Annotated in this window: 13 protein-coding genes; 10 read left to right on the top strand and 3 right to left on the bottom strand. The window is 56.3% G+C overall.

Annotated elements, in window-relative coordinates; translation table 11 throughout:
* Nucleotides 1-3: 3 nt before the first annotated feature.
* On the bottom strand, nt 4-1,152 hold the full coding sequence (locus ACR0AY_RS19950; RefSeq protein ID WP_170513570.1) for an efflux RND transporter periplasmic adaptor subunit: 1,149 nt from the start codon (nt 1,150-1,152) through the stop codon (nt 4-6).
* Between the two features lie 101 nt (nt 1,153-1,253).
* On the opposite strand from ACR0AY_RS19950, the gene ACR0AY_RS19945 reads away from it, so the two are divergent.
* Nucleotides 1,254-1,871, top strand: a complete 618-nt coding sequence (locus ACR0AY_RS19945) for a TetR/AcrR family transcriptional regulator (protein ID WP_170513567.1) — start codon at nt 1,254-1,256, stop codon at nt 1,869-1,871.
* Between the two features lie 327 nt (nt 1,872-2,198).
* Here ACR0AY_RS19945 and ACR0AY_RS19940 read toward each other — a convergent pair whose 3' ends face one another.
* Entirely contained in the window at nt 2,199-3,794 is a 1,596-nt protein-coding gene (locus ACR0AY_RS19940) for a GMC family oxidoreductase N-terminal domain-containing protein (RefSeq protein WP_170513564.1), read from the bottom strand.
* Between the two features lie 109 nt (nt 3,795-3,903).
* Here ACR0AY_RS19940 and ACR0AY_RS19935 point away from each other — a divergent pair, with 109 nt between their 5' ends.
* The 4 genes from ACR0AY_RS19935 (at nt 3,904) to ACR0AY_RS19920 (ending at nt 8,023) form a co-directional block, all read left to right on the top strand.
* Nucleotides 3,904-5,142, top strand: a complete 1,239-nt coding sequence (locus ACR0AY_RS19935) for a TRAP transporter substrate-binding protein (protein WP_170402109.1) — start codon at nt 3,904-3,906, stop codon at nt 5,140-5,142.
* Between the two features lie 66 nt (nt 5,143-5,208).
* On the top strand, nt 5,209-5,874 hold the full coding sequence (locus tag ACR0AY_RS19930) for a TRAP transporter small permease (protein WP_170392533.1): 666 nt from the start codon (nt 5,209-5,211) through the stop codon (nt 5,872-5,874).
* A complete protein-coding gene (locus tag ACR0AY_RS19925) occupies nt 5,874-7,232 on the top strand; it encodes a TRAP transporter large permease (protein WP_170402112.1) in 1,359 nt (452 codons plus the stop codon). The genes ACR0AY_RS19930 and ACR0AY_RS19925 overlap by 1 nt, the downstream gene beginning before the upstream one ends.
* 11 nt (nt 7,233-7,243) lie before the next feature.
* The gene (locus tag ACR0AY_RS19920) at nt 7,244-8,023 is read left to right on the top strand and encodes an IclR family transcriptional regulator (protein ID WP_170512809.1); all 780 of its coding nucleotides are present in this window, start codon (nt 7,244-7,246) and stop codon (nt 8,021-8,023) included.
* Nucleotides 8,024-8,294: 271 nt separating this feature from the next.
* On the opposite strand, the gene ACR0AY_RS19915 is transcribed toward ACR0AY_RS19920, so the two are convergent.
* A complete protein-coding gene (locus ACR0AY_RS19915) occupies nt 8,295-9,332 on the bottom strand; it encodes a LacI family DNA-binding transcriptional regulator (RefSeq protein ID WP_170392925.1) in 1,038 nt (345 codons plus the stop codon).
* Between the two features lie 171 nt (nt 9,333-9,503).
* Between ACR0AY_RS19915 and ACR0AY_RS19910 the strand changes: the two genes are divergently transcribed.
* The 5 genes from ACR0AY_RS19910 (at nt 9,504) to hisD (ending at nt 14,182) form a co-directional block, all read left to right on the top strand.
* A complete protein-coding gene (locus tag ACR0AY_RS19910) occupies nt 9,504-9,695 on the top strand; it encodes a hypothetical protein (RefSeq protein ID WP_170513627.1) in 192 nt (63 codons plus the stop codon).
* A gap of 32 nt (nt 9,696-9,727) precedes the next feature.
* Nucleotides 9,728-10,873: a TRAP transporter substrate-binding protein gene (locus ACR0AY_RS19905; protein WP_170392537.1), complete on the top strand. Its 1,146-nt coding sequence runs from the start codon at nt 9,728-9,730 to the stop codon at nt 10,871-10,873.
* 102 nt (nt 10,874-10,975) lie between these two features.
* Nucleotides 10,976-11,491 carry a TRAP transporter small permease gene (locus tag ACR0AY_RS19900; protein WP_170392538.1) on the top strand — a complete coding sequence of 172 codons (516 nt, stop codon included), beginning with the start codon at nt 10,976-10,978 and terminating at the stop codon, nt 11,489-11,491.
* Between the two features lie 15 nt (nt 11,492-11,506).
* The gene (locus ACR0AY_RS19895; protein ID WP_170392539.1) at nt 11,507-12,838 is read left to right on the top strand and encodes a TRAP transporter large permease; all 1,332 of its coding nucleotides are present in this window, start codon (nt 11,507-11,509) and stop codon (nt 12,836-12,838) included.
* A gap of 36 nt (nt 12,839-12,874) precedes the next feature.
* Nucleotides 12,875-14,182 carry a histidinol dehydrogenase gene (hisD, locus tag ACR0AY_RS19890; RefSeq protein ID WP_170513561.1) on the top strand — a complete coding sequence of 436 codons (1,308 nt, stop codon included), beginning with the start codon at nt 12,875-12,877 and terminating at the stop codon, nt 14,180-14,182.
* Nucleotides 14,183-14,188: the final 6 nt, after the last annotated feature.

Genomic DNA, 14,188 nt, shown 5'->3' with positions numbered 1-14,188 from the left:
GGCTCAGCCCCCATCTGATTGCGGCGTCACCCGCTGACCCGGTAGAAACGAGGCCAAAGGTGTTTTGGCCACGCGCCACGGGCCGGTCCCTTCGGGAGCCGATACCGTCACTGTACTTTCGCTGCGGAACAGGATGTTCGGGCTAAGCCTCTGCAATTGGTCCTTATCGTCTACAAGCCAAATGTATCCCGCACGGGTCAGGACGCTTTCGGGTAGGGTTAATGTGTCCGAGATCCGGCGTCCGGGAATGTGAACCTGCAGGAAGTCTCCGGCGAGTATGCGTTCATCGGGCTTTGTGACATCCAGAAAGACCCGCACCTGCCGTGTGTCTTGATCCAGAAACCCTCCTCCACGCCGGACTTGAGCCCGCCCCAACGCTCCGCCCGAGCGCTGTGTCAGATCAGCAGTGGCGCCAGAGATCGGATGATCCAACAACGCCCAGTCCGCCTGACTAAACTCGGCGACCAGTTCGAATTGCTGGTCGTCCGAAAGGTGTATCAGGGCATCGCCTGGGTTGACCGTCTGGCCCAGGCTGGCAAAGCGATGGGTTACAAATCCCGAAAAAGGGGCGACAACCTCCGCGTCCTTCAATTCATTTCGCGCCGCATTCAGCCGTGCCTGCGCAGCTGCAACGGATTTCTCGGCAATGCGCAATTGCGGCAGATTCACAGCCAGTTCGTTTGGCGGTTCTGTTTCATCCCGGTCAAACTGTCGTTGCGCGACTGTCACTTTGTTCTGCGCGCGCAATAACGCCAGTTCCGCTTGCTCAAGCTCCATCTCAGCGGCTGCAACGGCGCTTTGATAAGGTGCATTTTCGATTGAAAACAAAGGGGCACCCCGTTCCACCTTAGTCCCTGCCAAAGCGGCGTTGTGTACTGCAATGATGCGCCCGGACACAGCAGATCGCAGCTTGGCATCCCACCGAGGCCGAACTTCGGCAAACGCCGAAACCTGCGCTTGTACGGTTGCTGAAGCAACCGTGACGACCGAGACGGTCGGTGGCGGAGGTGAGGTCGTTGTTGCCTGAACATCAATTGTATCTTCTGTATCAAACAGGAGGACGACGATCGCTACAAACAGTGCCAACGATAGTCCAATCCAAAGCCATCGCCGGGTCGGTCTTTGCCGAGTTTCCAAAGTTTTGTCTGTCATAGACCTGTCTTTCCTGTGCCGCCGAATCCATTGCACCTTGTGGCATTCGATAGAGTGTCATATACTATGAACGATCGTTCGTTCAATATTAAGTTGAAAAAATGTCCGATGACACCAGGAAGCCGGAATCAATCCGGGAAAAGGCAACAGCCAAGCGTCGCAACCAGATTTTGGAGGCCGCAGTTATGTGTTTCCTTGAGCGCGGCTATCATCAGACAGGCGTCCGCGATATCGCAGCGCGGGCGGGCGTCAGCCTTGGAAATCTCTATAATCATTTTCGCGGCAAACATGATGTGCTTGTAGAAATCGCAATACTTGAACGCCGCGAGATGGAGCCGTTTCTGAAAATCCTGAACTCAGATGCGCCCGCGCCCAAAGTCATAAGAAAGTTCATCAAGGCCTACGCAAAATACCTTGCTGAGCCGGAAAACGTTATTCTCACGTTGGAAATTTCGAGCGAAGCAGTTCGTCAACCGGACATCGCGCAGCTGTTCGTCGAGAACCGATCGAGTTTGACTGAGGCCCTGGAAGCCGTACTGAAGCGAGGAATTACTGGCGGTGAATTGCGCACCGTTCCGGATCCCCTTCAGGCGTCACAACTGGTGATCGAAGTTCTGGAAGGCAGTGCATATCGTAGTGTGCTGTCAGAAATGCCCATGACCGGGATCATTGTGTGCGCTGAAGACTTTATTATGAGTTCCCTGCTGGCACGTCATTAGTACGTAGGTGGCGTGTCGTTTTGGAATTCGTGAATGTCAGCCAAAGGGAGCTGCCTGAGACATTAATGTAGGCAGCAAAGATCGACTTTGAGCCGGCCGAAACGCGGGGGAGGTCAAAGGAAAGTTGGAGTTGCGGTTAGGACTATTGGCTTACGCAATATCATCCGAGGTTCTGTTACCAGACTTCGTTTAGTCACAAGACGAAGCGGTCGCAAAGCGAATGCAGATTCCAACCACCGGCACAGCGCCAGATCGTTTTTGATGCGATTGACGCTCTGATCTATTGATACTGTAGGGATCAGGCGATCAGATACGATGGCAGATTTCTCAAGCATCCGCCTTAATCAGGTCGCTTGCCTTTTCGCCAATCATGATCGCTGGTGCGTTGGTGTTGCCGCTAACGATTTCCGGCATGATCGAACAATCAGCCACCCGCAGGTTCGAAATACCGTGTACCTTTAGTCTTGCGTCGACAACAGACGTCTCGGCGTTCCCCATCGCGCAGGTGCCGGTTGGGTGGTAGATCGACACGCTGTTCGATCTGGCCCAATCCAGAGTGCCTTCATAATCTTCGCAGCTCAGCTCTGCCGTTGGTCGAAACTCTTCTGAAATCTTCGAGGCCAGAGGGTTCTGTTTGGCAATCCCGCGCGCGATGTTCACGCCGTCGACAATGGTTCGGCAGTCCGTTTCAGTGGACAGATAGTTCGGGATGATCTTGACATGTTCGGATGGGTCCGGTCCGTTCAGGCGCAGCTCTCCCCGACTTTCCGGACGCAGTTGGCAGACCGACATCGTGAAGGCCGAAAACGGATGCACACCTTCGCCTGGGCTGTCTGCGGACCAGGGTTGCACGTGGAACTGAATGTCGGGCGTCTCAACATCGGGCCGGGTTTTCATGAAACCAGTCGCAAGGCTGGCGGCCATTGTCATCGGACCTGCACGAAATAGTGCGTATTTCAGCGCGATTCGCGCCTGATTGAACAGGCTGCGAACTTCGTCATTCAGTGTGGGCTCATTGCATTTGAACACCAGCCGCGCCTGCAAGTGATCCTGAAGACCTTTGCCAACACCCGGCAGGGCGTGCAGCGGTTTGATACCATTTTTCTTTAGATGATCCGGCTCTCCGATCCCTGACAACATCAGGATTTGGGGAGAGTTGATCGCCCCACCGGACAGGATGACCTCGCGCCGAACTGTCAGGGTCTGCTCGGTACCAGAACGATCCCGGTAAACCAGCCCGGTTACTTTTTTCCCATCCAGAACCACACGCGACACAAGCGCTTTGGTGATGATGTTGAGGTTCTGACGACCGCGAATGGGCTTGAGATAGGCGACGGCGGCGCTACAGCGGCGGCCATTGCGCGTGGTCAGTTGGAAGTAACCCACGCCTTCTTGCTCGGCCCCGTTATAATCTGGGTTGAACGGGTAACCGGCGGCCTGTGCCGCCGCGACCCAGGCGTCGCAGATCGGGCGCTGAATGCGCATGTTGGACACTGACAAGGGGCCATCGACGCCATGATATTCATCCTCGCCGCGTTCTTGATCCTCACAGCGTTTGAACAGGGGTAGCACATCGTCCCAGCCCCAACCCTCGTTGCCCATTTGCCGCCAGCGGTCGTAATCTTCCTTCTGGCCACGCACATAGAGCAACCCGTTCAGCGAGGATGAGCCACCCAGAACCTTGCCCCGTGGCCAGTCGATGGATCGACCGTTAAGGCCGGGGTCGGGCTCAGTGCGATAGCACCAGTCAACCGAGGGGTTATGCATCGTTTTGAAATAGCCGACGGGGATGTGAATCCACGGGTTGGTATCGCGGCCACCTGCTTCGAGCAGCGCAACAGTTGTGTTGGGGTCTGCGCTCAACCGATTGGCAATGACACAGCCCGACGATCCTGCGCCAACAACTGCATAATCCACCTCCATGACCGCCTCCTTCCAACGTCGCTGAAAAAAACTCTATGCAAGATGCAAGAATTATACTAGCCTTTTTTGATACAAAACGTCTCAATAATTGCGATCAGGGAGGTAAGCAATGGAGATCGGACGGAAACTAAGTGGCATTTCACGGCGAGATTTCTTCCGCGTGGCCGGGCGTTACGGCATGAGCTCGACACTGCTGGCGGCGGGCGGGTTCGGCGGCGCGATGAGTCTGGCGAATCTGGCGCAGGCCGCCGAATCCACCTATGAGAAGCGCTTTTCGAAAGAGCCGAAGCATACGCTGAAATTCGGCGCGTCGGGCTTCAACACCCGCAACCTGTTGATTGAGCGCGCCGGCGCAATCGAGTTCGCGCGCGACCTGGAAGAACGCACGGACGGCGAGATTCGCATCGAATTCATCGGCGACAACCAGATCTGCGGCCAGCTGAGCTGTGTCGAAAAGACCCAGCAGGGAATCGTCGATATTTATGCTGCCTCAACTCAGAACTCGGCCGGAGGCGCACCTTATCTGAACGTGCTGGACTACGCCTATATGTTCCCCAGCCGCGCGGCGCAGTATCACTTCTTCTATAGCCCGGCGAGCCAGCGCATCCTGCGTGATCCGCTGGAAAAACGGCACGGGTTGAAGTTCCTGTTTACCCATTGTGAGCTACGCGGCCTGCAAATGGGTTCGACCTTTGCCGACAAGCCGACCGTAACCAAACTGGAAGAGTTGTTTGGTACCAAGAACCGCGTGACGGGTACGCAGTTGGGCCGGATTGCAATGCAATTGCTGAATCTGAACCCGGTCCCGGTGGCTTGGGAAGAGACGCTGGATGCGCTTAAGACAGGTCTGATCGATGGGGCGGAAACCTGGGCCTCGGCCGTGGCTTACGCCAATATGGCGCCGGTGGTTTCGCAGTCGGTCAATCTGAAATTTTTCTGCGGCACTGAACATACGTCCATGTCGGCCGAGGTCTTTGACGGTCTGAGTGGAGAATTGCAGGACGCAGTTATGGAGTCTTCCTACTTCACTCAAGCGTTGATCCAGGGTGCGAATGAAGCCGCATTGCTGAATACGGTAGGCTTCTCGGAGCCGCAATTGCCGGACACTATCTTCGCCGAAAATGGCGTGCGCCCGGCATTCCTGGCTGACGATCAGATCAAGCTGGCCGAAGAGATGTGCGCTCCGAACTACAACCCAGAGCCTTGGGCCCAGTGGCGCGAACGTCTGAATAAATGGGCAGGCGGCATTGATACCTATCAGGAAATCTACGACATCGCGCGCGAGATTCCGGCCGACACCCTGCCGGAAAATGTCGAACCGCGCCGTTGGTGGAAAGGCGAAGCCTGATAGACTGTTGCGAACCGGCCCTGAGCGGGCCGGTTCAACTTTATACCGACTGGGAGGACGGGGTTCATGTCGTTTTGGGCAGACATCGGCGCGATTTTCAGCGCCTTTCTCAGCCAGGATTCGTTCGAGATTCAATCCGCACTGGAATCCGACGCCGCCTGGGTGTTGGGCGCAATTGTCTCGGCGATTGGCGGAATCGTGATCATGTTGATCTATCGGGCGGTGCCCTTTGTTGAACGTCATCTGGAACGGTCGGTGATGGTGTATTCCTACCTTGCGATCGCATTAATCATCTTCTGGGGCGTGATCGACCGGTTTGTGTTCAACGATCAGGAGCCCTGGTCGACCACCATTCCCCCGCTGCTGTTCATGGTCATGGCGTGGTTTGGGGCGTCGTACAATGTCCGCCTGCGCACACATTTGAGCTTCAGCGAATTCCGCACTGCAATGCCGAGGGCTGGGCAATTGGCTTGCCTGATACTCGACGCGATATTGTGGTTCATCTTTGCGGTGATCGTCATCGTGACCACAACACGGCTGGTGGCATTGTCGGCATCAAACTTTCAGATCGTTCTGGGTACAGATAATATCATGCAGTGGTGGTTCCTTCTGGCCGCACCGCTGTCGTTCTTTCTGATGGTCGGGCGCGTGTTTCAGAACCTTGCCGATGATCTGAACAACTGGAAAACAGGCGAGCCGCTGATCAAGCAGGCCGTGATCGGAGCAGACTGATGACAGACGGAACTATGGTCACACTGATCTCTCTTGCGGTCACCTTTCTGTTCATGCTGGGCGTGCCGGTTTTGCTGGTAATCGGCTATTGGGTCATCGGCTGTTCGTTTGTTCTTGGCCTGACGCTGGACAACATGGGTGCTGAACTTCTGAACGTGTTCAACAAGGGTTTCGCCCTGCTGGCGATGCCGCTTTTCATCCTGACCGGCGACCTGATCAATAAATCGGGCATCGCGCGGCGGCTCAGCGATTTCGCCTATGCCTGTCTGGGCTGGATACGCGGTGGATTAGCGATGGCGTCACTCGGCGCTTGTGGGCTGTTTGCCGCGATCTCGGGGTCGAACTCGGCAACGACAGCCACCATTGGCTCGATGCTGCACCCCGAGATGGTCAAAGGGGGGTATGACGAACGGTTCAGCGCGGCCACGGCGGCGGCAGGCGGTACGGTGGGGATCATCATTCCTCCCTCGATCATCTTCATCGTCTATGGCTTCCTGATGAACCTGCCGATTTCCGAGCTATTCGTGGCGGGTATCCTTCCGGGCGCGCTGATGGTCTTTGGCATGCAGTTCGCCTGCTGGATCATTTGCCGCATGAACGGCTGGGGACATCTGATTCCGCTGCAACTGAACCGGGTGCTGAAAACTGCATTCGGTGCCTGGCTTGGATTCTTTGCCATCGGGCTGGTGCTGTGGGGTATATACACAGGCAAATTCTCACCAACTGAGGCAGCCGGAGTGACGGTCGGCTTCTGCGTTATTGCAGGGTTGGTCAGCTATCCGATCAATCGGATCATGGGCGCGCGGAACGACATCTCACCCACCGAAAAAAGCTATGCCGAGATGTTTGTCGTCGAAGGTTTCACGATCCCCGAGATCCCCTCGATCGTGATCCGTTCGGCCCAGATCACAGGCATCCTCGCACCGCTGATCGCAATTTCTGTGGTGATGCAGCAGATCCTGTCTTTGCTTGGCGCTCAGCAAACCATTGGGGATTTCGTAACCTCGATGGGTGGCTACCATGCGGTTCTGTTTACTTCGATGGTGATCGTTTTCTTCTCGGGCATGGTACTGGAAAGCCTGCCTGTCACGATTATCCTGGCTCCGATCCTGGCGCCGATTGCAGCCTCGGTCGGGATTGATCCGATCCATTTCTCGGTGATCTTCCTTGTTGGGGCGTCGATCGGATTCATTACCCCGCCGTATGGGCTGAACCTTTACGTAGCCTCGGGCGTGACCGGAGTACCCTACTTCAGACTGCTGAGGTATACGGTGCCTTATCTGGTGTCTCTGCTGTCGGTTTGGATTTTGGTGTCGCTTGTGCCCGATCTGGCCTTGATCCTGCTGCCGAATAACTAGACTGTTCCGGGATGGCCGAGACGGAAACACAAGACAAAGAAACTCAGATCCCAACTAACTTGCGCCTTCTCCTCATCCTTGAGGAGGTGGCGCGACGCGGGGTAGCCGTCAAACCATCGGACCTGATCGAGACACTCGGTCTGGCGAAACCAACAATCCACCGTTTGTTGCAAACAGCAGAGGCCGAAGGTTTCCTGCAGCGCGATCTGGATGGCCGCTCATACGGTCCCGGGCACCGTCTGCGGTTGCTTTCAGTCAACACTATGTCGTCCGAGCATCTGCGCACAGCGCGTTTGGCGATCTTACGCAGTGTCGCCGAGCAGGTTGGTGAGACCTGCAATCTCGCCATCCCTGACCGAGAGGGCATGATCTATCTTGACCGGGTCGAGACGAAGTGGCCTTTGCGCATTCAATTGCCGGTTGGGACACAGGTTCCCTTTCATTGCACCGCCAGCGGCAAGATGTACTTGTCCACGCTCCGGCAGAAAACACTGGATGGATTTCTTTCAGCAGGAAATCTGCAGCCACAGACTGAAAGTTCCCTGACCGATCCGCAGTCATTGCGCACGGAAATCCAGCATATCGCTGAGAACGGTTATTCCACCGATGACGAAGAGTTCATGAGTGGAATGGCAGCCCTAGCAGTACCCGTTCAAGATGGGCAAGGCCGATTGGTGGGCACACTTTCGGTTCATGCACCGACACAACGTCACAACGTCAACAGCCTGATGTCGTTTCTGGGTATCCTGAAAAAGGGAGCAAATGAACTTTCGGCTCTGTTAACCACGTGACCAGAACCTGAAAGACAGCCGCGACATAGTAATTTTTGCCCGACTGCCACGGCAAGCATCGTCCGGTTCGGGGCATTCTGCATCGCAACGGATGAGCCGCACACAAAGGCCTTCCTCACAGCTCTCTTAGTCTGCTAGCCATAAACTCTGAGTCTAAGAAATACTCACACCAGTAGTTCAAGTTGGATTGGCCGTGCATGCCGAATCCGGGTCGTACATCGTTGGTAGATTCGAGCGAGTAGATTTCCAAAGATAGCCCTCAAGGTTGGGATCACTCAATAGTGCGGGCAGGACCGAGTGATTGACGTAGTCTTATTTCTGTCGGCAACTCAACACTTTGACCGCTGTGCGCATCACGGAGTATCTGGATCAGCATCCCAGCGGCGCGACGACCCATCTCGCGATGCGGGACATGGACCGTCGTAAGAGCGGGTTCGGCGAGCATTGCAATTTCGATATCGTCAAAACCGGTAATTGAGAGGTCCCTGGGCACCTCAAGCCCCATTTCCCGAGCCGCACGTAAGGCTCCGACCGCCAAAACATCATTGACGCACATCACGGCAGTCGTTTCTGGTGCGGCTGTCATGACCTCGCGCAAAGCAACTTCACCAGTTTCAACGCCGTAAGCGGTCTCGACAAGAAACATTGTATTCGGGTCCTGACCGGCCTCTTGTTTGGCATCCCGAATGCCTTGAACGCGTTCCCTTGCCCGATCATTCGAAGCGGTTGGAGCAGAGATACACGCGATATGCTGATGCCCATATCCAATGACCTGCCGGGCAAGGGCAAACATCGCAGCCCGATTGTCAAAGCCGATGGCAGGCGGGGATTGGTCAGGATCAAATGACCAGGCGATCAAAGTTGGTACACGCTGCTTTTCCAGAAACGCATAGATTTCCGGTTCGCGATCGTACCCAATCAGCAGCAACCCATCTGCACCCCGCGCTACTAACGCACGCACCTGTTGTTCTTCCAGCTCTGAATCATAGGCGGACGAAGCAACCAGAAGCGTTTTACCATGCCTCACCAGCTCTTCCTGAAACGCCTGTAATCCGCGTGCAAAAACAGCGTTCTCCATAGTCGGTATCACGGCGGCGATGGTATTTGTCTGCCTTGCTGCAAGGGCTTGGGCTCCGAAATTTGGCGCGTACCCAAGTTCTCGTACGGCTGCCAGAACTCGTTCCCTTGTGCTTTGCCCTACCCGCTCTGGCGAGTTCAGGCACCGCGAGACAGTTGCGGTGGACACGTTCGCATGTCGGGCAACATCTGCAAGGGTTGGGACTGTGTTTTCGTGACCGCTTTGAGGCATGGTTTTTCTTGTCATTTTGGATGGGCAACTAGCTCAAGACGAATTCTATCAAAAGCACGATTTGTCGGGAACCTACAACACATGTGCAATGTAAGCGCTTGCATAACAAAATGTAAGCGCTTACATTGCGGGCGACTCAGTGCGAGGCATTAGATGGGTTGGGGAGGACGCATGCCATACTTGATAGCTGGAATATTGCTGCTCGCGTTTGTAGCGAACGTAGTGATCGGAGCAGTGTCGAATGCGCCCTTGGTCAACAATATCTGGGAAATGTTGATCTTGTTTGCCGCGGCCATCGCCTTTTCGATCGGCATTCTGCGGAGCGAAGCAAAAGAAATTTCGGATAAAAAATCAAAGGAATAAATCCGAAAAAAAGTCCAACGGGAGGAGAACACATGGACAAGACTAAACAGGAGCTGGCTTCGGCCGAGCGTCGGAATTTTTTGAAACTCGCGGGCACCGGCTCGTTCACGGCGGCCATGGTCGCCGGCGCGGCTGGGACATTGTGGTCCAGCGAAGCGGCAGCACAGACCGCCGCCGAGGAACGCGATCGCGAAAACGCGGCTGAATTCAAGATGACGTTGGCAACGGCCTATGTTCTGGGCGCGTCTCGCAGCTATCCGATCATGCAGCTGGACCTGAAAGAAAACATCCAAAACATGACGAATGGCAAGGTCTATGTGAAACTGGCGCCCGGTGGTCAGCTTGGTGCAGGTGGTGCGTTGGCGCAGGCGGTTCAGGGGGGGACCATTCAAGCCGCGCAACACTCGTTGTCAAATTTCGCGCCCTTCGCAAGCGTCGTCGACCTGATCAACCTTCCATATTTCTGCGGGTCCAACCAGCGGTTCACGAACCTAACTTCCTCTGAAGCTTGGAAGGCGGAAGTAGACCCCAAGATCGCGGCATCCGGCTTTAAAGCGCTGATGTATATCGTGATCGATCCGCGCGTCGTCGCTGTTCGCCAGGGAGGCAACGCAATTATCACCCCCGGCGATATGTCCGGTGTCAAATTCCGCGTACCCGGATCAAAAATGCTGCAGCAGTATTATGGCATGGTGGGTGCGAACCCGACGCCTGTTGCGTGGGGTGAGACTCCGTCAGCGATCCGGCAAGGCGTCGCAGATGCGCTTGATCCCTCGGTGGGCGCGCTGCATGTCTTTGGCTTTGGTGAGATCCTCAGCCATGTGACCTTCACTCAGGCGGTGCCGGACAGTCAGGTCTATTCGATCAACCTTGAATGGTTCGACAGCCTGCCGATGGACGTCAAGGAAGGTATCGAATTTGCGGGCGAAGTCACCCAGCAGCAGAACCTGTCCAAAGTGCCTTCGGCACGGGCCTACGCCATGTCTCAATTGATCGCGAACGGCGTCGAGTTCCACTCGCTGAGCGAAGATCAGTTGGGCGAATGGAAAGAGGCCGGTGGCTATCAGCGCAGCGAATGGGACAGCTTCAAGACCGAGCTGGCCGGATCGATGGATGCCTTCGCCAAGCTGGAAGAAGCCGCAGACACGCGTGCGAAATACTACGTGCACGACGCCTGATCGCGTCTTCGGGCCGGCGCGTCCAGCGTCGGCTCATCCGATGTTTGCCCATTAAAAACCCACTAGAACACGTCGCCGCTGCGTGACGGTAGTGAGGATGCTATGTCTCAGCTCTTTCGAGCGATTGATAAAAATGCCGAACGTTGGCTGCTTTTAGTCTTCTACGTCATGCTCGTCGGCACGATGTTTATCGAAGTGGTCCGGCGCGAGGTCTTTGCCTACTCGTCCATCTGGGGCGAAGAAATCGTCCGGTATGCGTTCATCTATCTCGCATGGATCGGTGCCGCCGCTGCAGTCAAGGAACGCGGGCATATCCGCATTGATGTTCTGATGCACTACGTCCCGCGCACGGTCAAAACGCTGCTGTACATCTTCGGCGACATCGTGATGTTCATCGTGGCACTCGTCGCGATCTATTGGTCGTGGGAGACAGTCCACGTGTCCTGGAAATTCGGGTCTGTCACACACGGCCTGCGGATCAGCCAGGTCTTTTTCCTCATGGCGGTGCCGTTTGGCTTCGCGCTAGTCATCTTTCGGCTGGTGCAGTCCTTCCTCCGCGATATTGCCGACCTTCGAACGGGCCGTCCCGTCTACGAAGGCGACAAGCTGTTTGATTAAGGGAGGGCCTGAGCCATGATGTGGCAACAACTCGGCGGTCAAACGCTTGAACTTGGGTGGGATTTCTACGCCTCCGTCATTCTCTTCGTCGCTCTTGTCGCGCTCGCCGTTCCGGTCTGGGCCGCGATCGGCGCAGCATCGATCACAATGCTGATCATGTCCGGCGCATTGCCGCTGAGCCTTGTCGGCGAAAAGCTGTTCTCGGGCATCGATGCCTTCGCGCTGACAGCTGTGCCGCTGTTTATCCTGACCGGCGACGTGCTTGTCCGAACCGGGCTTAGTCGAAAGTTTCTGGACGTCGCCGAAGCCCTGACCTGCTGGGCCAAGGGTGGCTTCGGTTCGGCCACCGTCCTGGTCTGCGGCATGTTCGCGGCGATCTCCGGGTCGGACGCAGCAGGTGCGGCAGCGGTAGGGCGCATGACTATCGACCGGCTGGTCGAGAGCGGTTATCCCCGCCCCTACGCCTGCGCTTTGGTCGCGGCGGGGGCCTGTACCGGAATCCTCATCCCGCCCTCTATCGCCTATATCATCATCGGCCTCGTGCTGGGTATAGCGGTCTCGACCTTGTTCCTTGCTGCGCTGATCCCCGGCCTCTTGATCCTGACGGCCATCCTGATCACCAACGTCGTGATGAACCGGCTGAACCTTTGGGAAGGCGGCGGCATGATGACCGCAGCTGAATGGCGCGCGAACCTGTGGAAGACGGTCAAGTCCGGCTGGTACGCTTTCCTTGTCCCCGGCATCATTTTCTACGGCATCTTCTCGGGGAAACTGACCCCGACCGAGGCAGGTGCCGTGGCGGTCGTCGTGACCATATTCATCGGGTTTATCCTGGGCACACTGAAATTGTCCGACTTCCCGGCCATGCTGGTCAGTTCGGCCAAGGTCAACGGTGTGATCCTTCCGATCATCGCCTTCTCGATCCCTCTGGCCGAAGCTCTGGCGATCATTGGAGTGCCGCAAGGATTTGTCGGAGCTTTGACCTCAGTCAGCAGTAACGAATTCGTACTGATCGCCATGATGGTCCTTATCCTGATCATTGCGGGCTGCGTTATGGAAACGACGCCCAACATCGTGATCCTGGCACCGATCCTCTACCCGCTGGCGCAAGAGATCGAGATGAACCAGATTCAGTTCTGCATCATGATGATCACCGCGCTGGGGGTCGGGTTTATTACTCCACCCTTGGGGCTGAACTTGTTCGTGGTGTCGGGGATTACGGGCGAGTCGATCCTCAAGATCGCCTACCGCGCCATCCCGTTTGTTTTCTTCATGCTGATCGTGACGTTGATGATCGCCTATATCCCGGCGTTCTCTACCTCACTGTTGCCTGATGTCTATCGATAAGCCGCCGAAAGACGCGGTAAGAAAAGGACTCGATACATGACCCGTGAATACCTGAAGAAAGCCACGCTGACCGCGCGCAGCGGAGCGTCAGACGTCAGTGAAATTGTGCAGGGAATCCTGACTGATATTGAAGCAGGCGGCGATGCCAAGGCGTTGGAATACGCCGCCAAATTCGACAACTACGAAGGCAACGTCATTCTCAGCGATGCCGAAATACAGGCCGCGATGGATGCCGTGCCAGAAAAGCTGAAGCGCGACATCGAGTTCAGCCACAGCAACGTCAAAAGCTTTGCCGAGGCACAGAAAGCGTCCATGACCGACATCGCAGTCGAGGTTGTGCCCGGCCTGACCGCTGGCCAGAAGATGATCCCGGTGGATGCAGCCGGTTGCTACGTCCCAGGCGGGCGCTACAGCCATATCGCCAGCGCGATCATGACCGTGACGACGGCGAAGGTGGCGGGATGTAAACATATCGTCGCGTGCTCACCGCCGCGCCCCGATGTCGGCATTGCGCCTGCGATCGTCTACGCCGCGCATATCTGTGGCGCCGACAAGATCATGGCCATGGGCGGCGTGCAGGGGGTTGCGGCGATGACCTTCGGGTTGTTCGGGCTTCCCAAGGCTAACATCCTTGTGGGCCCCGGCAATCAGTTTGTGGCCGAAGCAAAGCGTATCCTGTTCGGGCGTGTCGGCATCGACATGATCGCGGGCCCGACGGACAGTCTGGTCCTTGCGGATGTCACTGCTGATCCGATGGTTGTTGCAACTGACCTCGTTGGGCAGGCCGAGCACGGATACAACTCACCGGTTTGGCTGGTGACAGACAATCGCGACCTCGCCGAAGAGGTTATGCGCTTGGTGCCAGTGCTGATCGAGGACCTGCCCGAAGTGAACCGCGAAAACGCTACGGCTGCGTGGCGCGATTATGCCGAGGTCATCCTGTGCGCGGATCGCGAAGAAATGGCGGCGACATCGGATCAATACGCTCCAGAACACCTGACAGTCATGGCCGATGATCTTGATTGGTGGCTGGATCGGCTGACGTGCTATGGGTCGCTTTTCTTGGGCGAAGAGACCACGGTTGCCTTTGGCGACAAAGCCTCGGGCACCAATCACGTGCTGCCCACGAGCCGGGCGGCCACTTACACCGGTGGCCTCAGCGTCCATAAATACATGAAGATCGTGACCTGGCAGCGCTCGACCGCTGATGCGATGAAGCCGATTGCGCAGGCGACGGCCCGTATCTCACGCCTTGAAGGTATGGAGGGGCACGCGCGTACCGCGGATATTCGACTGGCCAAGTTCTTCCCCGATGAAAACTTTGACCTGACAGCCGAAGACTGACCCAAC

Source organism: Ruegeria sp. A5, from assembly GCF_056543005.1.
This window is presented reverse-complemented; position numbering and strand designations above follow the sequence as displayed.